Origin of the sequence: Streptomyces sp. NPDC003247 (assembly GCF_042888135.1) — a bacterium.
Lineage (GTDB): Bacteria > Actinomycetota > Actinomycetes > Streptomycetales > Streptomycetaceae > Streptomyces.
Genome location: NZ_JBIAPF010000013.1, coordinates 48,662 through 70,494 on the forward strand (window position 1 = coordinate 48,662; position 21,833 = coordinate 70,494).

At 72.9% G+C, this 21,833-nt stretch carries 21 protein-coding genes; 9 read left to right on the plus strand and 12 right to left on the minus strand.

Annotated features, from left to right (window positions below):
• Positions 1 to 4: 4 nt before the first annotated feature.
• Together purE and ACFYWQ_RS34600 are read right to left on the minus strand one after the other, a co-directional pair.
• Positions 5 to 529 carry a 5-(carboxyamino)imidazole ribonucleotide mutase gene (gene purE / locus ACFYWQ_RS34595; protein WP_389522117.1) on the minus strand — a complete coding sequence of 175 codons (525 nt, stop codon included), beginning with the start codon at positions 527 to 529 and terminating at the stop codon, positions 5 to 7.
• Positions 526 to 1,665, minus strand: a complete 1,140-nt coding sequence (locus ACFYWQ_RS34600) for a 5-(carboxyamino)imidazole ribonucleotide synthase (protein ID WP_389522119.1) — start codon at positions 1,663 to 1,665, stop codon at positions 526 to 528. The genes purE and ACFYWQ_RS34600 overlap by 4 nt, the downstream gene beginning before the upstream one ends.
• Before the next feature lie 246 nt (positions 1,666 to 1,911).
• Between ACFYWQ_RS34600 and ACFYWQ_RS34605 the strand changes: the two genes are divergently transcribed.
• Entirely contained in the window at positions 1,912 to 2,436 is a 525-nt protein-coding gene (locus ACFYWQ_RS34605; RefSeq protein WP_389522121.1) for a GtrA family protein, read from the plus strand.
• 86 nt (positions 2,437 to 2,522) lie between these two features.
• Here the strand turns inward: ACFYWQ_RS34605 and ACFYWQ_RS34610 are convergent, their stop codons facing one another.
• Positions 2,523 to 3,797, minus strand: a complete 1,275-nt coding sequence (locus ACFYWQ_RS34610; protein WP_389522123.1) for an ATP-binding protein — start codon at positions 3,795 to 3,797, stop codon at positions 2,523 to 2,525.
• Between the two features lie 159 nt (positions 3,798 to 3,956).
• Positions 3,957 to 4,634 carry a response regulator transcription factor gene (locus ACFYWQ_RS34615; protein WP_135787585.1) on the minus strand — a complete coding sequence of 226 codons (678 nt, stop codon included), beginning with the start codon at positions 4,632 to 4,634 and terminating at the stop codon, positions 3,957 to 3,959.
• A gap of 513 nt (positions 4,635 to 5,147) precedes the next feature.
• Between ACFYWQ_RS34615 and ACFYWQ_RS34620 the strand changes: the two genes are divergently transcribed.
• A complete protein-coding gene (locus tag ACFYWQ_RS34620; protein ID WP_389522125.1) occupies positions 5,148 to 6,644 on the plus strand; it encodes an oligopeptide:H+ symporter in 1,497 nt (498 codons plus the stop codon).
• Positions 6,645 to 7,102: 458 nt separating this feature from the next.
• Here the strand turns inward: ACFYWQ_RS34620 and ACFYWQ_RS34625 are convergent, their stop codons facing one another.
• Together ACFYWQ_RS34625 and ACFYWQ_RS34630 are read right to left on the minus strand one after the other, a co-directional pair.
• Positions 7,103 to 7,585, minus strand: coding sequence for an ATP-binding protein (locus tag ACFYWQ_RS34625; RefSeq protein WP_389522127.1), 483 nt, complete (start codon positions 7,583 to 7,585; stop codon positions 7,103 to 7,105).
• A gap of 429 nt (positions 7,586 to 8,014) precedes the next feature.
• Positions 8,015 to 8,392, minus strand: coding sequence for an STAS domain-containing protein (locus tag ACFYWQ_RS34630; protein ID WP_389522129.1), 378 nt, complete (start codon positions 8,390 to 8,392; stop codon positions 8,015 to 8,017).
• 236 nt (positions 8,393 to 8,628) lie between these two features.
• Between ACFYWQ_RS34630 and ACFYWQ_RS34635 the strand changes: the two genes are divergently transcribed.
• On the plus strand, positions 8,629 to 9,576 hold the full coding sequence (locus ACFYWQ_RS34635; protein WP_389522131.1) for an RNA polymerase sigma factor SigF: 948 nt from the start codon (positions 8,629 to 8,631) through the stop codon (positions 9,574 to 9,576).
• 304 nt (positions 9,577 to 9,880) lie between these two features.
• Positions 9,881 to 10,864 carry a DMT family transporter gene (locus ACFYWQ_RS34640; protein ID WP_389522133.1) on the plus strand — a complete coding sequence of 328 codons (984 nt, stop codon included), beginning with the start codon at positions 9,881 to 9,883 and terminating at the stop codon, positions 10,862 to 10,864.
• Here ACFYWQ_RS34640 and hutI read toward each other — a convergent pair.
• The 4 genes from hutI to hutU all read right to left on the minus strand — a co-directional run bounded on the left by hutI (position 10,804) and on the right by hutU (position 16,620).
• Entirely contained in the window at positions 10,804 to 12,099 is a 1,296-nt protein-coding gene (gene hutI / locus ACFYWQ_RS34645) for an imidazolonepropionase (RefSeq protein WP_389522135.1), read from the minus strand. The genes ACFYWQ_RS34640 and hutI overlap by 61 nt on opposite strands.
• Positions 12,096 to 13,445, minus strand: coding sequence for a formimidoylglutamate deiminase (locus ACFYWQ_RS34650; protein WP_389522136.1), 1,350 nt, complete (start codon positions 13,443 to 13,445; stop codon positions 12,096 to 12,098). Before ACFYWQ_RS34650 ends, hutI begins: the two co-directional genes overlap by 4 nt.
• Positions 13,442 to 14,644: an allantoate amidohydrolase gene (locus ACFYWQ_RS34655; RefSeq protein ID WP_389522138.1), complete on the minus strand. Its 1,203-nt coding sequence runs from the start codon at positions 14,642 to 14,644 to the stop codon at positions 13,442 to 13,444. The genes ACFYWQ_RS34650 and ACFYWQ_RS34655 overlap by 4 nt, the downstream gene beginning before the upstream one ends.
• Before the next feature lie 230 nt (positions 14,645 to 14,874).
• A complete protein-coding gene (gene hutU / locus ACFYWQ_RS34660; protein WP_389522139.1) occupies positions 14,875 to 16,620 on the minus strand; it encodes a urocanate hydratase in 1,746 nt (581 codons plus the stop codon).
• A gap of 402 nt (positions 16,621 to 17,022) precedes the next feature.
• Between hutU and ACFYWQ_RS34665 the strand changes: the two genes are divergently transcribed.
• The 4 genes from ACFYWQ_RS34665 to ACFYWQ_RS34680 are packed head-to-tail and all read left to right on the plus strand — an operon-like array spanning position 17,023 to position 19,230.
• Entirely contained in the window at positions 17,023 to 17,421 is a 399-nt protein-coding gene (locus tag ACFYWQ_RS34665) for a hypothetical protein (RefSeq protein WP_389522141.1), read from the plus strand.
• Positions 17,418 to 18,242, plus strand: coding sequence for a transcriptional regulator (locus ACFYWQ_RS34670; RefSeq protein WP_389522143.1), 825 nt, complete (start codon positions 17,418 to 17,420; stop codon positions 18,240 to 18,242). Before ACFYWQ_RS34665 ends, ACFYWQ_RS34670 begins: the two co-directional genes overlap by 4 nt.
• Positions 18,243 to 18,276: 34 nt before the next feature.
• Entirely contained in the window at positions 18,277 to 18,843 is a 567-nt protein-coding gene (locus tag ACFYWQ_RS34675) for a roadblock/LC7 domain-containing protein (protein WP_389522145.1), read from the plus strand.
• A gap of 12 nt (positions 18,844 to 18,855) precedes the next feature.
• Complete coding sequence (locus tag ACFYWQ_RS34680) at positions 18,856 to 19,230, plus strand: hypothetical protein (RefSeq protein WP_189934487.1); 375 nt, start codon at positions 18,856 to 18,858, stop codon at positions 19,228 to 19,230.
• A gap of 95 nt (positions 19,231 to 19,325) precedes the next feature.
• Here ACFYWQ_RS34680 and ACFYWQ_RS34685 read toward each other — a convergent pair whose 3' ends face one another.
• The gene (locus tag ACFYWQ_RS34685) at positions 19,326 to 19,910 is read right to left on the minus strand and encodes a hypothetical protein (protein WP_389522147.1); all 585 of its coding nucleotides are present in this window, start codon (positions 19,908 to 19,910) and stop codon (positions 19,326 to 19,328) included.
• A gap of 190 nt (positions 19,911 to 20,100) precedes the next feature.
• Positions 20,101 to 20,967, minus strand: a complete 867-nt coding sequence (locus ACFYWQ_RS34690) for a MurR/RpiR family transcriptional regulator (protein ID WP_389522148.1) — start codon at positions 20,965 to 20,967, stop codon at positions 20,101 to 20,103.
• Positions 20,968 to 21,312: 345 nt separating this feature from the next.
• On the opposite strand from ACFYWQ_RS34690, the gene ACFYWQ_RS34695 reads away from it, so the two are divergent.
• A complete protein-coding gene (locus ACFYWQ_RS34695) occupies positions 21,313 to 21,741 on the plus strand; it encodes a hypothetical protein (RefSeq protein ID WP_389522150.1) in 429 nt (142 codons plus the stop codon).
• Positions 21,742 to 21,833 lie beyond the last annotated feature (92 nt).

A 21,833-nucleotide genomic window follows, 5' to 3' on the forward strand; every position in this document is an offset into this window, starting at 1 on the left:
GTCGTCACTTCCCGAAGCCGAAGCCGTTGCCGGCGCCCTCGACCTTGGCGCGCAGCCGCTTGCCCTTCTCGGTGGCCTGGTCGTTGAGGTCCTGCTGGAAGTCGCGCATGCGGGCCAGGAGGTCCTCGTCGTGGGCGGCCAGGATGCGGGCGGCGAGCAGGCCGGCGTTGCGGGCGCCGGCGACGGAGACCGTGGCGACCGGCACACCGGCCGGCATCTGCACGATCGACAGCAGGGAGTCCATGCCGTCGAGGTACTTCAGCGGCACGGGCACGCCGATGACCGGCAGCGGGGTGACGGAGGCGAGCATGCCGGGGAGGTGGGCGGCGCCGCCAGCGCCCGCGATGATCACCTTCAGGCCCCGGTCGGCCGCCTGCTCGCCGTACGCCACCATCTCGCGCGGCATGCGGTGCGCGGAGACGACGTCGACCTCGTAGTCGATCTCGAACTCGTCGAGGGCCTTGGCGGCGGCCTCCATGACGGGCCAGTCGCTGTCCGATCCCATGACGATGCCTACGACGGGGCTCATTCGGTGATCGTGCCTCTCAGGTAGCCGGCAGCGTGACGGGCGCGCTCCAGCACGTCGTCCAGGTCGTCGCCGTAGGTGTTGACGTGGCCGACCTTGCGGCCGGGCTTCACGTCCTTGCCGTACATGTGGATCTTGAGCTGGGGGTCGCGGGCCATGCAGTGCAGGTACGCGGAGTACATGTCCGGGTAGTCGCCGCCGAGGACGTTGACCATGACCGTCCACGGGGCGCGCGGGCGCGGGTCGCCCAGCGGCAGGTCGAGGACCGCGCGGACGTGGTTGGCGAACTGGCTGGTGACCGCGCCGTCCATGGACCAGTGGCCCGAGTTGTGCGGGCGCATCGCGAGCTCGTTGACGAGGATGCGGCCGTCGCGGGTCTGGAACAGTTCCACGGCGAGGTGGCCGACGACGCCGAGTTCCTTGGCGATGGTCAGGGCCATCTCCTCGGCCTGGAGCGCGAGGGACGCGTCGAGGCCGGGCGCCGGGGCGACGACCGTGTCGCAGACGCCGTTGACCTGCTGGGACTCCACCACCGGGTAGGCCACGGCCTGGCCGTGCGGGGAGCGGACGACGTTGGCGGCGAGTTCGCGCACGTAGTCGACCTTCTCCTCGGCGAGGACCGGCACGCCGGCCCGGAAGGGGTCGGCGGCCTCCTCGGCGGAGTCGACGACCCACACGCCCTTGCCGTCGTAGCCGCCGCGGACGGTCTTGAGGACGACGGGGAACCCGTCGCCCTCGGCGGCGAAGGCCGCCACGTCCTGCGGGTCGCTCACGAGACGGTGGCGCGGGCACGGCACACCGATCTCGGTGAGCTTCGCGCGCATCACGCCCTTGTCCTGGGCGTGCACGAGCGCGTCGGGGCCAGGGCGGACGGGGATGCCCTCCGCCTCCAGCGCCCGTAGATGCTCGGTGGGTACGTGTTCGTGATCGAAGGTGATCACATCGCACCCCCGCGCGAAATCACGCAGGGTGTCCAGGTCGCGGTAGTCGCCTACGACGACATCGCTCACCACCTGGGCCGCGGAATCCTGGGGAGTGTCACTGAGGAGCTTGAACCTGATGCCCAACGGGATGCCCGCCTCGTGTGTCATCCGAGCGAGCTGACCCCCGCCGACCATGCCGACTACCGGGAATGTCACGCCCCTAGGGTATCGGGCCTCGCCGGACGGCCGGTTTCCGCGCCTCTCCGGAGGTCCTCCGCCGTCGTCCCCCGGGCTCCGCGCCGCCGCTCCCCCGCCGTTGCCCCGCCGCTCCGGCAACACTTTGGCGGCACTGCGGCGGCCCGCTCGCGGATCTCGTGAGGCGCACCACAGGAAACCTGCAAGGGGGGTGGTTAGCATGGCTGGGTTGACGAAACCGACACCCGGACGGGGGCCTGTACGGCCATGGCACAAGGTTCCTCGGATGGTTCCACGGGGGATGGGCGGCTGCGGAGAATAGCCCGCGAGCTCGTCCGGTTCGGCGCCGTCGGCGGAGCGGGCCTCCTGGTCAACCTCGCCGTGTTCAACTTCGTGCGGCACGTCACCGATCTGCCGGTGGTGCGGGCCAGTGTCATCGCGACCGTCGTCGCCATCGTCTTCAACTACATCGGGTTCCGCTACTTCGCGTACCGCGAGCGCGACAAGGGCGGGCGGACGCGTGAGCTGACCCTGTTCCTGCTGTTCAGCGCGGCCGGACTGGTCATCGAGAACGGGCTGCTGTTCCTGGCCACGTACGGCTTCGGGTGGGACGGCCGGCTCCAGAGCAACGTGTTCAAGTTCCTCGGCATCGGCGTCGCCACGCTGTTCCGGTTCTGGTCGTACCGGACGTGGGTGTTCCGGGCGATTCCGGTGCGGGAGGCCGTGGCGGGGGCGGAGTCGGTGCTGGCGACGGAGGCGCGGCAGCCGCAGCCGACGCAGCGGGTGAGCTGAGCGGGCGGCACCGCACCCGAATCCGTGTGACCGGCGCCTCACCTCAGCAGCGCCTGGCGTGACCGGCGCCACGGCGCACCGTCTGCTCAGCGCACCGTCGGCTCGTCCGCGGCGGACGTCCTCTTCTCGGGAGCCGTCCGGGACAGGAACAGGCCGAAGACCGGGGGCTGGGCCTGGAGCATCTCCAGGCGGCCGCCGTCGGCCTCGGCGAGGTCGCGGGCGACGGCGAGGCCGATGCCGGTGGAGTTGCGGCCGCTGATGGCGCGCTCGAAGATACGGGCGCCGAGGTCGGCCGGGACGCCGGGGCCCTCGTCGGTGACCTCGATGACGGCCTGGTTGCCGGTGACTCGGGTGCGCAGGGCGACGGTGCCGCCGCCGTGCATGAGGGAGTTCTCGATCAGGGCCGCCAGCACCTGGGCGACCGCGCCCGGGGTGCCCACCGCCTGGAGGTGGCGTTTGCCGGAGCTGACGATCGCGCGGCCCGCGCTGCGGTAGGCGGGGCGCCACTCGGCGAGCTGCTGCTGGATGACCTCGTCGAGGTCGAAGGTGACGGCGGAGCCGGTGCGCGGGTCGCGGGAGTTCGTCAGCAGGCGCTCGACCACGTCCGTGAGGCGTTCCACCTGGGTGAGCGCGATGGTCGCCTCCTCCTTCACCGTCTCCGGGTCGTCGGTGACGGTGATCTCCTCCAGCCGCATGGACAGCGCGGTCAGGGGCGTCCGCAGCTGGTGGGAGGCGTCGGCGGCGAGGCGCCGCTCGGCGGTGAGCATACGGGCGATGCGTTCGGCGGAGGCGTCGAGGACGTCCGCGACCCGGTCCAGCTCGGGGACGCCGTAGCGCTTGTGGCGGGGGCGCGGGTCGCCGGAGCCGAGGCGTTCGGCGGTCTCGGCGAGGTCGGTGAGGGGGGAGGCGAGCCGGTTGGCCTGGCGGATGGCGAGGAGCACCGCGGCGATCACCGCGAGCAGCGCCACCAGCCCGATGATCAGCAGGGTGCGGCCGACCTCGCGCGTCACGGAGGAGCGCGGCTCCTCTATGACGACCGTCTCGCCCTCCTCGCCCCGCGCCCTGCCGCGGATGACGTCGCCCTCGGGCCGGTCGCCGACCTCGATGGCCCGCTGCCCGGGGATGCGGATCACGGCGTAGCGGTCCTGGGTGACCTGGTCGCGGAGGACCTCCGCGTCGACGGTCCCGGCGCCCAGCAGCCGGCTGTCCACGATGCTGGCGAGCCGCGCCGCCTCCAGCTCGACCCGCTCCTGCGCGCTGTTGCTGATCGTGCGCGTCTCGACGATGACCAGCGACACGCCGAAGACGGCGATCACGACGAGGACCACGGCGAGGGTGGACTGGATCAGACGGCGACGCACTGGGATCTCCGGACGGTGACGCTACGGGACGGTGTGGGCGACCCCGCCCAGGGGTGCGGGGAACGGCGCGACCGGCCGTTCACGGCCCGCACCCGCGGTGCGGCACGGGCGTCGGCGGCCGTGTCGCGCGTCGGCGCGGGTCCCGTCGAGCACGGGCGGTCAGCTCTTCTCGAAGCGGAACCCGACTCCGCGCACGGTGGCGATGTAGCGGGGGTTGGCCGCGTCGTCGCCGAGTTTCTTGCGCAGCCAGGAGATGTGCATGTCCAGCGTCTTGGTCGAGGACCACCACGTGGTGTCCCAGACCTCGCGCATCAACTGGTCCCGGGTGACGACCCGGCCGGCGTCCCGGACGAGGACCCGCAGCAGGTCGAACTCCTTGGCGGTGAGCTGGAGCTCCTCCTCGCCCATCCAGGCGCGGTGCGACTCGACGTCGATCCGCACGCCGTGGGTGGCCGGCGGCTGCTGGGGCTCTGCGGAGCCGCGCCGCAGCAGGGCCCGGACGCGCGCGAGCAGTTCGGCCAGCCGGAAGGGCTTGGTGACGTAGTCGTCGGCGCCCGCGTCCAGACCGACGACGGTGTCCACCTCGTCGGCGCGCGCGGTGAGGATCAGGATCGGCACGGCGTGGCCGTCGGCGCGCAGCCGGCGGGCCACCTCCAGACCGTCCATGCCGGGCAGGCCGAGGTCCAGCACGACCAGGTCGACGCCGCCCTGCAGGCCGGCGTCGAGCGCGGACGGTCCGTCCTCCCGCACCTCGACCTCGTACCCTTCCCGGCGCAGTGCGCGGGCCAGCGGCTCCGAGATGGACGCGTCGTCCTCGGCGAGCAGTACACGGGTCATGAGCCGATGGTAGTCCGCACGGGGCGGGGCCAGAGGTGTGACGGCCGACCCGGCCTCTTACCCAGGGACATGACGGACATTCACCCCGCGCGACACGACAGATCATGGTCCGGACCTGGGGTCCGGGGATGTCATCCTGGTATGGACCTTGAAAAGTGACCCCTGGTTCCTGGATCACCTGTGATCCGTGTCTCAAGTCCTTCCATATCCGGCACTGTCCTGCCGTATGGTGAAAGGACGCCTGTAGCACCGCGGGGACCCTTGGCGCTCGACGAACTGACGCCAGGGGTCTCTTGCGTGTGCGGGCTGGTTCTCACCAGCCCTGGAAAGGAATGACCTGTGGCCGGGCCCCCTGCGCGGGGGCGTGGATCCCGGTGGTCGCCGTCCGCCGTTCCGAGACCCGGAGCGGACTCCCCGTGGGCGTGCGGGGTGGGCGGGCCGAACGCCGGTGCCGGCCGCCCCCACCGGGCGCGTAACGCTCCACTCATGCGTCCCGACCAGCAAGGAACGACCATGGCGTCCAGCCTGACGAAGGACTCGGTCCGTCCGGGCACCCCCGGCTCCGGGAAGACCTTCTTCGGCCACCCCCGCGGACTGGCCACTCTCTTCATGACCGAGATGTGGGAGCGTTTCTCCTACTACGGCATGAGGGCTCTGCTCCCGCTGTACCTCGTCGCCCCGGGCGGGCTGCACCTGAACGCGGCCGCCGCGACCGCAATCTACTCGGTGTACGTCTCCCTGGTGTACCTGCTCGCCATGCCGGGCGGCTGGTTCGGCGACCGGGTCTGGGGACCGCGCAAAACCGTCGCCGTCGCCGGCGCGGTCATCATGCTCGGCCACCTCACGCTGGCGCTGCCCTCGTCGGGCACGTTCTACGCGGGTCTCGGTCTGGTCGCCATCGGCTCGGGTCTGCTGAAGGCCAACATCTCCACGATGGTCGGCCACTTGTACGACGGCCCGGACGACCCGCGCCGCGACGGCGGCTTCACCGTCTTCTACATGGGCATCAACCTGGGTGCCTTCGCCGCGCCGCTGATCATCGGCACCATCGGTGAGAACGTCAACTGGCACCTGGGCTTCGCGCTCGCCGCGCTCGGCATGGCCCTGGGCCTGGTCCAGTTCCTGATCGGCAGCCGCCACCTGGACGCGCGCTCCAGCGTCGTCCCGAAGCCGCTGTCCGCCGACGAGAAGGCCGCGACGCTGCGCAAGTCCGCGATCTGGGCCGCCGTCGCCGTCGTCTTCTACGCGATCGTCGGGTTCTCCGGCCACTACACCCTGAACTGGGTCCTGGTCCCGCTGACCCTGCTCGGTGTGATCATCCCGGTGATGGTGCTGGTCAACATCAAGCGGGACAAGGACCTCGACCGCGCCGAGCAGTCGAAGATGTCCGCGTACATCTGGTTCTTCGTCGCCGCGGCCGTCTTCTGGATGATCTACGACCAGGGCGGCTCGACCCTGTCGATCTTCGCCGACTCCTCGGCCGAGAACAGCGTGCTGGGCTGGGACTTCCCGGTCTCCTGGTACCAGTCGGTCAACCCGGTCCTGATCATGGCGCTGGCCCCGGTCTTCGCCTGGATCTGGCTGGCGCTCAACCGGCGCGGCAAGGAGCCGAGCACGATCGTGAAGTTCGCCTCGGGCCTGGTGCTGATCGGCGCGTCCTTCTTCCTCTTCATGGCCCCGCTGTCCATCGCGGAGGGCGGTCACAAGGCGGCGGCGCTGTGGCTGGTGGCGATCTACTTCGTGCAGACCGTCGGCGAGCTGACGCTCTCTCCGGTCGGCCTGTCGGTCACCACGAAGATGGCGCCCGCCAAGTACGCCTCGCAGATGATGGGTGTGTGGTTCCTGGCCGTCACCGCCGGTGACGCCACGACCGGTCTGCTCTCCATCGCCGGCGTCGACCTGAACAAGACGGGCATCGTCGCCCTGGAGGCCACGCTCGCGGTGGTCGCCGGTGTCGCGGTGTGGATGTACCGCAACAAGGTCAAGGAGCTCATGGGCGACGTCCGCTGACGTCCGGCCACGACCTCACGGAGGGCCGTCGCACCGACAGGGTGCGGCGGCCCTCCGGGCTTTTCCGGGCTTTTCCGGGCTTTTCTGGGCTTTTCCGTGCTGCTCCGTCGCCTGTGCCGTGTGCCGCCCGCCGTGCGGACGTTGACGGCGCGTCACGGTGCGGCGGGGAGGGCGGAGGAGGATGAGGGGGACACGGACACGCCGGAGGGGTGCGGCTCGGCCCCGTACGCGCGCCTCGGATCGGGCGCCCCGGTCGGGCGGCGCGGGCAGCGTGGCTCAGCCCGCTTGGCCCGGTCGGGCGGCTCAGGCCGTGTGGCCCGGTCGTGCGCAGCCCGCGTGGCCCGGTCGGGCGCAGCCCGCGTGGCCCGGTCGTGCGCAGCCCGCGTGGCCCGGTCGTGCGGCGCGGGCAGCGCGTGGCTCGGTCGGGCGGCTCCGACAGCGTGGCTCGGTCGGTGCCGCTACGCCGGGGCGCCGAGTTCGGCCCAGACCGTCTTGCCCGAGACGCCCGGCGTCCGGACGACCCCCCAGTCCAGGGAGAGCCGCTGGACGATGAACATGCCGTGACCGCCGGGGCGTCCGGCGCGGTGCGGGGTGCGAGGAGTCGGCTGGCCGGTGCCGCGGTCGGAGACCTCCACCCGGATGACCTTGTTGTCACAGCCCAGGAAGAGCTGATCGGGGCCCTCGGCGTGCAGGCAGGCGTTGGTGACCAGTTCGGAGACGACGAGCAGCACGTCCTCGGCCGCGGCCCGCCGGTCGGCGGTCGCGGCGGGCAGCCAGCCCCACGCGTGCAGCGCCTGGCGGGCGAAGTCGCGGGCGAGCGGGACCACGCCGCTCTCGCCGTCCAAGCTCAGCCTGCGGACCTGACGACCCTCCGACGCCCCGGAAGCGCCGCTGGGCTCCGGGCCGCGGTCGCCCGGCGAACAGGGCCGGGTGGTGCTCATCAGCGCTTCACCTCACCGATTCACCAGTTCGCGATGGACACGATTCGAGATTCCCGGAGTGCACGAGCTCCCACGGGCACCGGATCCAGTACACACGGTCGACGGCCGTCGCACGGTCGGTCCGCTCATCCCGCCCCTCCTCGAGCTTGCGGAGCTCCTCGCGCTCCTCGTGCCGTACGTGGCGTACGGGCCGCACCACGCGTGTGTCATCGACATGTTCAGGATGTCTCCTGCCCGACGGAACCGGCGGAACACCCCTCGTTCGCCCGCAGGTGAGCCGTCCCGTCCGCCCGGCCGTCCCCGCGGCAGCCCCTCCCGCACCCCTCGCGCGCCCGTCCCGTGCGCCCCCGTACGCCCTTCGACGCGGGTGTGACGCGCGTAACGCGCCGTCCGCGCGGGACGTGGGGAAGCCGGGGGGCACTCGCCGGGTCAGCCGTCGCCGTCGGCGAGGGCGGCCTCGACCGTGTCGTGCACGGTGAAGACGGCGTCCGCGCCGGTGATCTCGAAGACCCGGGCCACCACGGGCTGCATGCCCGCCAGGTGCACCGCGCCGCCGGCCGCCTCCGCCTTCAGGCGGGCGCCGAGCAGCACGTTGAGCCCCGTGGAGTCGCAGAACTCCAGCCGGGAGCAGTCCACGACCAGTCGGCTCAGCCCTTTCTCGAGGCAGCCCTCGAGCGGCTCACGCAACAGGTCGGCCGTGTGGTGGTCGAGCTCACCCGCCGGTGTCACGACGGCGCTGGAGCCCTCTTCCCGCACCTCCACCAGAAGCCGGCCAGACTGTGCGCTGCCGACCGTCCCGCGGTCCATGCCGTGTCTCTCCCGAGGTCGTGACTGCTTGCTGACGCCCTCGAACACTACGCCTTCGATCCGCGCTCCAACAGCCGAACAATCACCCACAAACGGACATAACTCAACAAAACGCACTTGCGATCGATCGAGCAAAGCGGGTAGGGCTAGGAGGAACACGTACCCGACACGCCGGCTTCGGAGGCGCCGCACACCGTAGTGCACGCACTGGCTTCGGCAGCCATATGCCGAGAACGATGGAGGACATCATGTCATCCCGGCTCGACGCACCGCATACCCACAGGGCGACGTCGACACCCCCACCGGACCATCTGGATCCCATCGCACTTCTGGATCCCGTCGCACAGGACAGCGACGCCACCGCGGACCCCGCCGACGCGCTCGCCGGGCTCCCGGAGATTCCGCCGTACGACGAGGTCGGACCCGTCGACGCGCGCGCTTTGTCCAAGACCCTCTTCGAGCGGCTGGAGTCGCTGGAGGAGGGGACGTACGAGTACTCGTACGTCCGTAACACCCTCGTCGAGCTGAACCTCGCGCTGGTCAAGTTCGCGGCCTCCCGCTTCCGCTCCCGCAGCGAGCCGATGGAGGACATCATCCAGGTCGGGACGATCGGCCTGATCAAGGCGATCGACCGTTTCGAGCTGAGCCGGGGTGTGGAGTTCCCCACCTTCGCGATGCCAACCATCATCGGCGAGATCAAACGTTTCTTCCGTGACACCTCGTGGTCCGTGCGCGTCCCGCGCCGGCTCCAGGAACTCCGCCTCGACCTGGCCAAGGCCGGGGACGAACTGGCCCAGAAGCTCGACCGCGCCCCCACCGTGGCCGAGCTGGCGGAACGTCTCGGCATCTCCAACGACGAGGTCGTCGAGGGCATGGCCGCCTCGAACGCGTACACCGCCTCCTCGCTGGACGCCCAGCCCGAGGACGACGACGCCGAGGGCGCCCTCGCCGACCGCATCGGCTACGAGGACCACGGGCTGGAGGGCATCGAGTACGTCGAGTCCCTGAAGCCGCTGATCGCCGAGCTCCCGCACCGGGACCGGAAGATCCTCTCCCTGCGTTTCGTCGCCGGTCTGACCCAGTCGGAGATCGGCGACGAACTCGGCATCTCCCAGATGCACGTCTCACGACTGCTGTCGCGGACCCTGGTGCGGCTGCGCAAGGGTCTGACGCTGGAGGAGTGAGACCCGCCTGCATCGGGAGACCGGAGTCCAGTGCGGTCCGCGCCCGGGTGAGCAGCACGGTCTGCCCGCCCGGGCGCGGGCGTGCCCCGGCACGGAGGCGGGTCGATGTACGGGTCCTCGCCTTGAGCATTCGGGGTCTTCAACCTGAGCGCGCGGGCCCTCACCCTGAGCGCGCGGGCCCTCACCCTGAGCGCGCGGGCCCTCATCCTGGGACGGGCCGCTGTCCCGGCCCGCTGTCGCCGCTTACGCTGAGCCGGTCCTCCGGCCCGCGGTGGGCGCACCGCCGACCGCCGCGAGGAGCACGATGCCCGCCGCCACCCCCGCCCGTCCCGGCCGGCTCGCCGACCTGCCCGTGCTGCTGGTCGCCGTGGTGTGGGGCTCCAGTTATCTCGCCGCCAAGGGGATCACCACGGCGGACACGGTCCTCGCGGTGCTGGTGCTGCGGTTCGCCGTCGCGCTGCCGGTGCTGGCCGTCGTGGGGTGGCGGCGGCTGCGCGCGCTGAGCGGGGCGCAGGTGCGCGGCGCGGGGCTGCTCGGGCTGATCCTCGCCGGGATCTTCCTGCTGGAGACGTACGGGGTGGTGCACACCTCGGCGACGAACGCCGGTCTGATCATCAGCCTGACGATGGTGTTCACGCCGCTCGCGGAGAGCCGGGTGCGCGGGGTGCGGCTGCCGGGGTCGTTCCTGGCGGCGGCCGGTGTGTCGGTGCTCGGCGTGGCGCTGCTGACGCAGGGAGCCGGGTTCACCGCCCCGTCGGGGGGTGATCTGCTGATGCTGGGGGCCGCGGTCGCGCGGACGGTGCATGTGCTGGCCATGGCGCAGATGGAGTCGGTACGGGGTGCGGACGCGCTGTCGCTGACGACCCTTCAGCTGGGCGGCGCGGTGGCCGTGTTCGCGGTGCTGGTGGCGGTGCCGGGGACGGGCGCCTCGCCGTGGGCGGCCGCGGGGGCGTTCGACGCCGGGGACTGGCTGGGGCTGGCCTACCTGGCGGTGTTCTGCACGTTGTTCGCGTTCTTCGTGCAGATGTGGGCGGTCCGCCGCACCTCCCCGTCGCGGGTCAGCCTGCTGCTGGGCACGGAACCGGTGTGGGCGGCGGCCGTGGGCATCGCCCTGGCGGGGGACCGGCCCGGTCCGCTCGGGTTCCTGGGCGCGGTGCTGGTGCTGGTGGGGACCGGGTGGGGGCGGACGGTGGCGGACCGGGGGCGCGCGGTGCCGGAGGCGGGCGCTCAGACCACGCGTACGCCGCGCCGCCACACCTGTGACACCAGCGGCACGCCCGGCCGGTAGGCCAGGTGGACGTGGCTCGGGGCGTCCAGGAGGGTCAGGTCGGCGTGGGCGCCCGGGGTGAGGCGGCCGATGTCCGTGCGGCGCAGGGCGGCCGCTCCGCCGGCCGTGGCGGACCAGACGGCCTCGTCGGGGGTCATGCGCATGTCCCGCACGGCGAGCGCGATGCAGAACGGCACGGAGGACGTGAAGGACGAGCCCGGGTTGCAGTCGGTGGACAGGGCCACGGTGACGCCCGCGTCGAGGAGGCGGCGGGCGTCGGGCCACTCGGCGCGGGTGGAGAACTCCGCGCCGGGGAGCAGGGTGGCGACGGTGTTCCCGCCGGCGAGGGCGTCGACGTCGGCGTCGGTGAGGTGGGTGCAGTGGTCGGCGCTGGCGGCGTCCAGTTCGACCGCGAGTTGCACGCCGGGGCCGTAGGAGAGCTGGTTGGCGTGGACGCGGGGGTGCAGGCCCCTGGCCCGGCCCGCGGTGAGGATCGCGCGGGCCTGGTCGCCGTCGAAGGCGCCCTCCTCGCAGAAGACGTCGATCCAGCGGGCGTGCGGGGCGCAGGCGTCGAGCATCTCGCCGGTGACGAGGGCGACGTAGGCGGCGGGGTCGCCGGCGTGGTCCGGCGGGACGATGTGGGCGCCGAGGTAGGTGACCTCGTCGGTGTGGCGGGCGGCGATGCGCAGGGCGCGGGCCTCGTCGGCGACCGTCAGGCCGTAGCCGGACTTGGTCTCGAAGGTGGTGGTGCCCTGGTGCAGCGCCTCGCGGAGGTAACGGGTGAGGTTGGCCTCGAGTTCCTCGTCGCTCGCCGCCCGGGTGGCCGCGACGGTGGTGCGGATGCCGCCCGCGCCGTACGGCCGCCCGGACATCCGGGCGTTGAACTCCTGTGTCCGGTCGCCCGCGAAGACGAGGTGGGAGTGGGAGTCGACGAAGCCGGGGACGACCGCCCGGCCTCCCGCGTCGACCCGATTGTCAGTGGCGGGTGCTTTGCTGTGGTCACCGGTCCACACGACGCGGTCGCCTTCGATGACGACGGCCGCGTCCGGGATCAGTCCGAGGGGGGATCCGTCACCTAGGGAGGGGTCGTTGGTGACCAGGGCGGCGATGTTGGTGATGAGCGTGCTCGCGGTGCTCGCGGAGTGGGCGGGGCTGACGGTCGTCGCGTTGCTCATGGCGTCCTTGCTGGCCTGGTCGGCGGTGGGGTCGGGTTCGGGGGCGGGGGCGGGCCGTGCGGGTGGGGGGCCCGCGGTCATCCGCGCAGGGCTGCGACGGCGTCCGCGAGGGCCTTCGGCACATCCGGCACGAGGGAGTGGACCCCGTCCCGGACCACGTGCCGGCCTCCCACGACCGTGTGCGACACGTCCGCTGCCGACGCGGCGAATACGGCCGTCTCGGCCCCGAGCCGCGGAAGCGGCCCTGCCGTCCTGACCGAGTCGAGCACGATCGTCGTGAGGTCGGCGCGCGCGCCGGGCTCGATGGTGCCCGTGTCGTCCCAGCCGAGGGCCGCGTGACCGTCGGCCGAGGCCGCCCGCAGGAGGGCCGCCGCCGTCCAGTGGCCTCGCGTGCGGCTGCGCAGGCGCTCGTTGAGCTCCATGGCGCGCGCCTCCTCGAACAGGTCGATGACGGCGTGGCTGTCGGAGCCGAGGGAGAGCGGGGAGCCTTCCCTTTGCAGGGCGACGGCCGGTCCGATGCCGTCGGCGAGGTCCCGTTCGGTGGTCGGGCACATGCAGGTGCCGGTGCCGGTGCCGCCGATGAGGGCGATGTCCCCGGCGGTGAGGTGGGTGTTGTGGACGCCGGTGGTGCGCGGTCCGAGGACGCCGTGCTCGGCGAGGAGCTGGGTCGGTGTGCACCCGTGGGCCTCGCGGCAGGCGTCGTTCTCGGCGGTCTGCTCGGACAGGTGCACGTGCAGCGGCGCCCCGCGCTCCTCAACCCACCGCGCCACGGTGGCCAACTGCCCGGCGGGCACGGCCCGTACGGAGTGGACGGCCGCTCCGATCCGCGCGTGATCCCGTTCCTTGAGAAGTGAACAGCGTTCGGCCCAGGCGTCCGCGCTGCCGTCGGAGAAGCGGATCTGGTGGGTGTCGGGCGGCTGTCCGAAGCCGGAGGAGAGATAGGCGGTGTCGAGGAGGGTGATGCGGATACCGGCTTCGGCGGCGGCCTCGACCAGGGCCTCGCCCATCGCGTTCGGGTCGGCGTAGGGGGTGCCGCCGGGGGCGTGGTGCACGTAGTGGAACTCGCCGACCGCGGTGATGCCGGCCAGTGCCATCTCGGCGTACACCGCGCGGGCGAGCGCGTGGTAGGTCTCCGGGGTCAGCCGGTCGGCGACCGCGTACATGACCTCGCGCCAGGTCCAGAAGGTGCCGGAGCCGATCTGGACGGTGGAGCGCAGGGCGCGGTGGAAGGCGTGGCTGTGGGCGTTGGCCAGGCCGGGGAGGGTGAGGCCGCGCAGCACCTCCGCGCCGGGCGGCGGGGCGGGCGTGCCGGTGCGGACGGCGGTGATCCGGCCTGCCGCCGTCTCCACCACGACGCCCGGCTCGACGCGGGTGCCGAGCCAGGCGTGCTCCAGCCAGTACGTCCGTGTCGACTGCGTGGGGGTCACGTGCAGGCCAGTCCTTCCAGTACGTCGGCGAGTGCGCGCACCCCGGCCAGGCAGTCGTCCTCGGCCGCGAACTCGGCCGGGGAGTGCGAGACGCCCGTGGGGTTGCGCACGAACAGCATGGCGGTCGGGACGCTCCCGGAGAGGATCCCGGCGTCGTGTCCGGCGCCGGTGCCCAGGACCGGGACCTTCAGGCCGGTGTCGTGGCCCAGGATGCGGGCGAGTTCGTCGCGCAGGGCGTGGTCGAACTCGACGACGGGGGTGAAGGACTCGCGGACGACGTCGAGGTCGACGCCGTGGGCGTCGGCGTACTCGCGGGCGGCCTTCTCGATGCCGACGACGACGGTGCCGAGGCTCTCCTGGTCGGCGGCGCGGGAGTCGAGCCAGCCGCGCACCAGGGAGGGGACGGCGTTGACGCCGTTCGGCTCGACGGAGATCTTGCCGAAGGTGGCGACGGCGTCGGCGAGGCGTGCCTCGCGCCGGGCGGCGAGCACGGTCTGCGCGTACGGCAGCATGGGGTCCCGCCGGTCCGCGAGCCGGGTGGTGCCGGCGTGGTTGGCCTCGCCCCGGAAGTCGAACCGCCAGCGTCCGTGCGGCCAGATGGCGCTGGCGACGCCCACCCGGTCGCCGCTGAGGTCGAGGGCCCGCCCCTGTTCGACGTGCAGTTCGACGAAGGCGCCGATGCGGGCCAGCCGCTCCGGGTCGGGTCCGATGGCGTCGGGGTCGTAGCCGGCGGCCTCCATGGCCCGCGGGAGGGTGACGCCGTCGGCGTCGGTCAGCCGGTGGGCCTGTTCGACGGTGAGCCGGCCGGCGGTGAGCCGGGAGCCCACGCAGGCGAGGCCGAAGCGGGCGCCTTCCTCGTCGCCGAAGTTGACGACGGCGAGGGGCCGGGTGAACGTCGCCCCCCGGGCGCGCAGTTCGTCGAGGGCGGCGAAGGAGGACACCACTCCGAGGGGCCCGTCGAAGGCGCCTCCGTCGGGCACGGAGTCGAGGTGGGACCCGGTGACGACGGCGTCGCCGGCGGTGGGATCCCCGAGCCAGGCCCACTGGTTGCCGTTGCGGTCGACCTCGTGGGTCAGCCCGCGGGCCTCGGCCTGCCGGGTGAACCAGGCCCGGCACTCGGCGTCGGCACCGCTCCAGGCGAAGCGCCGGTAGCCGCGGGACTCGGGGTGCCGGCCGATGGGCAGCAGCTCACACCACATCCGGTGGAACGACCCGCCGGCCGGCCCGGGCCACGGGTCGTCGTTCCGCGGGGCGGTGGGGGTGCCTGCGGCCGGGCGGGACCGGAGGGAGGGGCCGGGCCGGGAGGCGGGGCGGGTGGGCTCGGCCGGACCGGCAGCCGACGGCGACGGCGACGACGGCGACGGCGACGGCGACGGCGACGGTCCGGAACCCACCGGGCGGTCGCCTCCGTTCCCGCTCTCGGGCCGGCTCACGCGTCGCCACCTTCACGCCCCTGGTGCACCTCACGGCCCCCGCGACCCGCACCGTCCGAACCACCCTCGCCGCCCTCGCCGCCCGGACCGCCCTCGCGCATGGGAACGCGTACGCCCCGCTCGTCGGCGACCGACTCGGCGATGTCGTAGCCTGCGTCGACGTGCCGGATGACGCCCATGCCGGGGTCGTTGGTCAGCACCCGCCGGATCTTCTCGCCGCCCAGCTGGGTGCCGTCGGCCACCGTGACCTGGCCGGCGTGCAGGGAACGGCCCATGCCGACGCCGCCGCCGTGGTGCAGGGACACCCACGACGCGCCCGAGGCCACGTTGACCATGGCGTTGAGCAGCGGCCAGTCGGCGATGGCGTCGGAACCGTCGAGCATGGCCTCGGTCTCGCGGTAGGGGGAGGCGACGGAGCCGCAGTCGAGGTGGTCGCGGCCGATGGCCAGCGGGGCGGCCAGCTCCCCGCTCGCCACCATGTCGTTGAACCGCTCGCCGGCCTTGTCGCGCTCGCCGTAGCCGAGCCAGCAGATCCGGGCGGGCAGGCCCTGGAAGTGGACCCGCTCCCCCGCCAGCCTGATCCAGCGGGCCAGGGACTCGTTCTCCGGGAAGAGGTCGAGGATCGCCTTGTCGGTCTTCGCGATGTCGGCCGGGTCGCCGGACAGCGCCGCCCAGCGGAAGGGGCCCTTGCCCTCGCAGAAGAGGGGGCGGATGTAGGCGGGGACGAAGCCGGGGAAGGCGAACGCCCGGTCGTATCCGGCCAGTCGGGCCTCGCCGCGGATCGAGTTGCCGTAGTCGAAGACCTCGGCGCCGGCGTCGAGGAAGCCGACCATCGCCTCGACGTGCCGGGCCATGGACTCACGGGCGCGGGTGGTGAAGCCCGCCGGGTCCTTGGCCGCGTACCCGGCCATGTCGTCGAAGTCCACGCCGGTGGGCAGGTAGGCCAGCGGGTCGTGGGCCGAGGTCTGGTCGGTGACGATGTCGATGGGCGCCCCCGTAGCAAGAAACTGCGGGACGAGGTCGGCGGCGTTGCCCAGGACGCCGATCGAGAGCGGGCGGCGCGCGTCACGGGCCTCGACGGCCAGGCGCAGCGCGTGCTCGGGCGAGTCGGCCCGCACGTCGAGGTACCGGTGCTCGATACGGCGTTCGATGGCGCGCGGGTCGCAGTCGACGCAGATCGCCACGCCGTCGTTCATGGTCACGGCGAGCGGCTGGGCGCCGCCCATGCCGCCGAGGCCGGCGGTGAGGGTGATCGTGCCGGCGAGGGTGCCGCCGAACTTCTTGGCGGCGACGGCGGCGAAGGTCTCGTAGGTGCCCTGGAGGATGCCCTGGGTGCCGATGTAGATCCAGGAACCGGCCGTCATCTGGCCGTACATGGTCAGTCCCAGCTGTTCCAGCCGGCGGAACTCCTCCCAGGTGGCCCAGTCGCCGACGAGGTTGGAGTTGGCGATCAGGACGCGCGGGGCCCACTCGTGGGTCTGGAGGACGCCGACGGGGCGGCCGGACTGGACGAGCATGGTCTCGTCCTGCTTCAGGGTGCGCAGGGTGCGGACCATCGCGTCGAAGGAGCGCCAATCGCGCGCCGCCTTGCCGGTCCCGCCGTAGACGACGAGCTTGTCGGGGTGTTCGGCGACCTCGGGGTCGAGGTTGTTCTGGAGCATCCGCAGGGCGGCCTCCTGCTGCCACCCCAGGGCGCTCAGTTCCGTGCCGCGCGGCGCTCGTACGGGGCGGGGTCCTGACATGGTCTGCCTCCTCGTGGCGGGACGGGCCCGACGGATGTTACTTCCGTTATTCACATCCTGACTTTATGAATAGAGCTAGTCAATACGAGGGTGCGGCAGGAGAGGCGGCGGACGCGCCGCCATGGGTTCCACTGTTCACGGGTTCCGGACCGGGGAGTGCACCGAGAGGGGGCGCACGGCAGCACCCTCACCACACCCCCCACACCCCCACTCCCTTGCCACGCTCCCGCGCACGCTGGTGAAACAGGAGGGACGACAGGGACAGAAAATGAGGGCAGTCGACCCACCCTAGTCACGCGGCGCATGTTCCGCTGGAAAATGCCAATTCCCTCACCCCCTCGTGCCTACGTTGCGTAGCGTCTCCCTCACTCAGCCGAACCGCAGGCGGGAGGGGAGCCAACGGTGCCCGGAATCGACGAGTGCCTACTGGAGGCCATGCGGCTGCCCGGGGCCCGGGGAGCCGCACTGGTCGACTGGACCAGCGGACTGGCCCTGGGCACGGTCGGGGAGTTCCCGGGCGGAGACCACGAGGCCGCGGCCGCCGAGGCCGCGGAGGTCGCGCGGCTCACGGCCGAACAACGGGCGTTCACGCCCGACGACCAGGACGCGGCCGGGGCCGCCGACCCCCCGGTCGAGGACCTGATCATCAGCAACCGGGACAGCTACCACGTCCTGCGGTTCGTACCGACGTCCTTCGACAGCAGCGTGTTCCTGCACGTGTGGCTGGCCCGGCCGGACGGCAATCTCGCGCTGGCCCGCATACGGCTGGGCGAGATGGCCGGACGGCTGGTGCTGGGATGACCGTCGTGGGGACGACTCCGCCTCCCCGGCTGCCGCTGCGGGACAGAGCGGCGGCCCGGGACCACGCCGGCGGCGGGGTGTCGCCGATGCTGACGCGGCTCGCCGCCGAACGGGCCACCGGTGTCCTGGAACGCGAGCACGGCGCCCTCCACCTCGTCGAGGGTCGCGTGACGCACGCCGAGAGCCCCTACGCCCCGGGCCTCGACGTGCTCCTGCCGGCCCACGGCACGCTCGCCGCCGCCGTCTGGCGGGAGGCGGTGGAGCGGGCCGACGAGCGCAACGGCGCCGCCCGGCTGCTGCTCGACGCCGGGCGCATCGGGCAGGGCGCGCTGGAGGTGTGCCACCTGGGGGCGCTGTACGACGCGGCGTACTTCGCCCTCGCCCCCAGCAGCGCGCCGGGCCGGTTCCACTACGGCACCGGGCACTGGTTCGGGGTGCTGCGGCCGGTCACGGTCGACGCCCTGGAGCGGGAGACGCTGCGCCGCCGTGAGCTGCTGCACCGGCTGTGGCCCGACCCGCTGCCGGACACCGCGCCGCTGCTGCGCACCGAGCCGGTCGCCGCACCGGGGCTCACCGCCCGGCAACGGGCGGTGCTGGCGCTGGTGGACGGGGTGCGCACCGCGTCGGACATCGCCCGGGCGCTGGGCCGGCAGGCGTTCGCCACGCTGGTGGACGCCCGTCGGCTGGCGGCCGCCGGCCTGGTGACCGCGCGGTTCCCGCCACCCGCCCCCCTGGCCCCGCCCGGCCTGGACCTGCCCCGTGTCGACGACGCCGACATCACCTTGCTGAAGAGGCTCAGGGATGCGCTGGAGGCCCTTTGAACGGCAGCGACCGCGTGCCGAGAGGAGGGCGCTGATGGCGGCCGAGCCGGAGATACGCGCCGAGCTGCGGCGGCTGCGGGCCCGGGTGCCCCAGCTGACCGGAGCGCTCGCGGCGGGCGTGGACGGCCTCGTCCTCGCCCACGACACCACCGGCGTGGAGCCGGAGGGCATGGCCGCGCTCACCTCCACCGCCCTCGCCGTCGCCACGCGCATGGCGGACGCGACCGGCCGGGGCGCCTTCCGCGAGCTGCTCGTCCGCGGGGTGCACGGCTACGTCGCGACGTACGCGGCCGGGGAGGGCGCCGTGCTGACGGTGCTCGCCCAGGACCGCGTCAACGTCGGCCGGCTGCACCTGGAGGGGCGCCGGTCGGGAGCCCGCATCGGGGAGCTCGTCGACGCCGCGGCGCCACCCACGGCCGCCCCGGCCAAGCCCGCCCCCCGCACACGGAGAACCACCGGCGCCACCGACACCAGCGACACCGGCGACACCACCGGCACCACCGGCACGGCCAGCACCACCGACACGGCCGCCGCGCGTCCGAGGGGCACGCGCACGGCACGCACCACCACCGCCAACACCCCCACCACCACAGAGAGTTGAGAGGAACCAGTCATGGCCAACACCGAAACCGCACTCAAGGAAGCGCTCGCCTCCATCGAGGGCGCCACCGGCGTCGCCCTCGTCGACTACACCAGCGGCATGGCGCTGGGCACGATGGGCGGCGGCAAGAGCTTCGACCTCAACGTCGCCGCGGCGGGCAACACCGACGTGGTGCGCGCCAAGATGCGCACCATGGAACACCTCGGGCTCAAGGCGCAGATCGAGGACATCCTGATCACGCTCTCCGACCAGTACCACCTGATCCGCCTGATCAGCGGCCGCGGCGGCAACGGGCTCTTCCTCTACCTGGTGCTGGACGCCAAGCGGGCCAATCTCGCGATGGCCCGCCACCAGCTGAAGAAGATCGAGGAGGACCTGGAGGTCTGAGCCGGCAGGCCCGTCCCCCCAGGTCCGAAGAGCCCGTCCCCCGGGTCCGAAAAGCCCGTCCCCCAGGTCCGAAGATCCCGTCCGCCCGAAGGGGCCTACACGAGTGCCGCGGTGCGGCGGCGCGCCCCGCCCGGGGCCGCGTCGCCCGCCGCGATACCCGTACTGCGGTAGGCCTTGACCTGCTTGCCGGCCGGACGGCCGCCGTTCCCGGCGAGCCAGTCGACCCGCACCCACAGCAGCGCGTCCTCGGCCCGCTCCAGCCGGCCCAGCCAGGCCGCCTTCAGCCGCAGCCCCGTGCCGCACCCGGCGAGCAGCAGGCCGGCCGCGGCCGGCACCACGAACGCGCTGCCCAGCGCGGCGGCGAACGCCAGCAGCAGCCACCAGCGGTGACCGCGCCGCCAGACCCGCACGGTCACCCCACGATCCTGCAACACGTCGTGCCGGCCCGCGCGGGCGGCCCCCCGGGCGAGGGCGGCGTACCGCTTGCGGCGCGGCAGTGCCACGGCCACCACCGCGACGACGAACAGCGCTGCGCCCGCCATCACCCCGATCCTCCGGCCCGTCACGCCCGGAACCAGCAGGCCGATGCCCGCCGCGAACGCACCGAGCCACCACATCGGCGCGGCTCCGGCCCGCACGACGACGGCCACCCGAGCCAGTCCCTGACCTCCACGTGCCACGTTCCGCCTCCTCGTCGCCCCGACGACACACCTGGAATCTCTGGTCGAGGAGAGTAGCGAGCGAACGTGAGACCAGTCTGAGAACGCGTCATCTTCCGTGAGAACGCGCGAACCCGCTCCCGTGAGAACGCGCATGCCCGCTTTCGCAAGAACGCGCGTTTCGTGCGGCCGCCACGGCCTGCGGCGGCCGTCACTCCACGAACAGCCCCCGTGCCGCCGCCCTGCTGTCGAACTCCTCCAGCCGTGCCTGGGCGTCCGGCAGGTCGTCGCACATCGCCTCCAGCAGCACGCGTCCGAGCAGCATCGGCGCGCACGCGGTGTCGAAGGCGAGCCCCGTGCCGACGGCGGCGGGCAGCAGCAGGTCGGAGACCTTGGCGACCGGCGCGAACGCCGAGTCGGCGACCGTCACCACGGTCAGCCCGGCCTCCTTGGCGTAGGAGAGGGTGTCGAGGACCTCGCGGGGGTGGCGGGGCAGCGCGAAGCAGAGCAGGGCGGAGGCTCCGGCGCGTACGGCGGCGTCGACCCGGTCGTGCACCATCGACCCGCCCTCGTGCAGCAGCCGCACGTCGGGGTGGACCTTGGCGGCGAAGTACGCGAAGCCGTACGCCTGGGAGGCGGCGGCCCGCAGGCCGAGCACGGGGAGCGGCCGCGAGGCCGCCAGCAGCTGTCCCGCCCGCCGCACGGGACGGGGGTCGGCGAGGAGCTCCGCCAGGTGCCGGAGGTTCTCGATCTCGGCCTCGACGGCCTGCTGGTACTCGTTGTACGACCCCGCGTCCGCCGTCTGCTCGGCGGGCGCGACCTCGCGCAGGTGCTTGCGCAGGGCCGGGTAGCCGTCGAAGCCGAGCGCGACGGCGAACCGGGTGACGGAGGGCTGGCTGACCCCGGCCAGCTCGGCCAGTTCGACGCTGGAGAGGAACGGCACGTCGGCGGCGCGCCGCACCATGCTGTGTGCGATGCGCCGCTGGGTCGGCGTGAGCCGGTGCCCCTCGAAGAGCGCTTGCAGCCGTGCGGCCGGGCTGTCCGTCCCGCCGGTCGCCGCGTCCTTGTCCACGCTCACGCCTCGCTCCCCCTCCGCCCCGCGCCCGTCCGGCCGCGCCTATTCAGTCAGCAAGAACTGTGCATGACGCTATACAGCGAGGCAAGCCGTCCCCTGGCACCCCGCCCCGGCCGCCCGCGCGGCCCCCCACACCGGCACCCGCCGTCCGCCGCAGCCACCACCCCGCCACCCCGCCGCCCCTGCACCTTTCTGCCCCGCCGCCCCTCCGCCCCTCCGCCCCTCCGCCCCTGCACCCTTCTGCCCCGCCGCCCCTCCACCCCGACCGGCCGAACACGGGGGCTATCCCCAGTGCCTCCCCCGCGCTCCGTCCCTAGCGTGGACGGTACGACGTGACGGGAGATCACCATGGACACGCGGGACGCCGAGCTGAAGAAGGAACTCAACGCCACCCTGCACGCCCGCAGGGAGCTGGGCGAGGAGTACGAGTCCGCGCTGGTGGACTCCTTCCTGGAGAAGGTCGACCAGCGTATCGACGGCGCGGTGGAGCGCCGGGTGCGCCGGCAGTTCGCGGAGCAGCAGATGGTCGCCGCACGCGACGGCCGCTCGCCCGGGGCGACGGACTCCTGGGGCGAGCGCTTCGGCTTCGGCATCGTCTCGCTGGTGCTGGCCGTCCCGCTGTCCGCGATCGGCGTGGGCGCGGCGGACCTGCCGGGGCTGCTGGTCTCCTGGGCCGGCATCGTCGGCGTCAACGTGGTCCAGGCCGCCCGCACGCAGCCCGGTCTGTTCGGCGGGCTGCGCCGCCGGTCCTCCGGGGACGGTGACTGGAAGGCCTGAGGCACGGGCCGGGGAGCGCCGGGACGGAGACGCGGCAGATGGGTGGGGAAAAGGCTGTGCGCGGGGACCGCCGCACCCCCGTCACCGGGGGG

Bases quoted from the DNA above. Each gene is read 5' to 3' on its own strand.
- ACFYWQ_RS34625 (WP_389522127.1), bottom strand. From the start codon at position 7,585: ATGAGCACCACCCGGCCCTGTTCGCCGGGCGACCGCGGCCCGGAGCCC.
- ACFYWQ_RS34620 (WP_389522125.1), top strand. From the start codon at position 5,148: ATGGCGTCCAGCCTGACGAAGGACTCGGTCCGTCCGGGCACCCCCGGC.
- ACFYWQ_RS34655 (WP_389522138.1), bottom strand. From the start codon at position 14,644: ATGTGGTGTGAGCTGCTGCCCATCGGCCGGCACCCCGAGTCCCGCGGC.
- ACFYWQ_RS34630 (WP_389522129.1), bottom strand. From the start codon at position 8,392: ATGGACCGCGGGACGGTCGGCAGCGCACAGTCTGGCCGGCTTCTGGTG.
- ACFYWQ_RS34615 (WP_135787585.1), bottom strand. From the start codon at position 4,634: ATGACCCGTGTACTGCTCGCCGAGGACGACGCGTCCATCTCGGAGCCG.
- ACFYWQ_RS34605 (WP_389522121.1), top strand. From the start codon at position 1,912: ATGGCACAAGGTTCCTCGGATGGTTCCACGGGGGATGGGCGGCTGCGG.
- ACFYWQ_RS34680 (WP_189934487.1), top strand. From the start codon at position 18,856: ATGGCCAACACCGAAACCGCACTCAAGGAAGCGCTCGCCTCCATCGAG.
- purE (WP_389522117.1), bottom strand. From the start codon at position 529: ATGAGCCCCGTCGTAGGCATCGTCATGGGATCGGACAGCGACTGGCCC.
- ACFYWQ_RS34675 (WP_389522145.1), top strand. From the start codon at position 18,277: ATGGCGGCCGAGCCGGAGATACGCGCCGAGCTGCGGCGGCTGCGGGCC.
- ACFYWQ_RS34635 (WP_389522131.1), top strand. From the start codon at position 8,629: ATGGAGGACATCATGTCATCCCGGCTCGACGCACCGCATACCCACAGG.
- hutI (WP_389522135.1), bottom strand. From the start codon at position 12,099: ATGACCGCGGGCCCCCCACCCGCACGGCCCGCCCCCGCCCCCGAACCC.
- hutU (WP_389522139.1), bottom strand. From the start codon at position 16,620: ATGTCAGGACCCCGCCCCGTACGAGCGCCGCGCGGCACGGAACTGAGC.
- ACFYWQ_RS34670 (WP_389522143.1), top strand. From the start codon at position 17,418: ATGACCGTCGTGGGGACGACTCCGCCTCCCCGGCTGCCGCTGCGGGAC.
- ACFYWQ_RS34695 (WP_389522150.1), top strand. From the start codon at position 21,313: ATGGACACGCGGGACGCCGAGCTGAAGAAGGAACTCAACGCCACCCTG.
- ACFYWQ_RS34640 (WP_389522133.1), top strand. From the start codon at position 9,881: ATGCCCGCCGCCACCCCCGCCCGTCCCGGCCGGCTCGCCGACCTGCCC.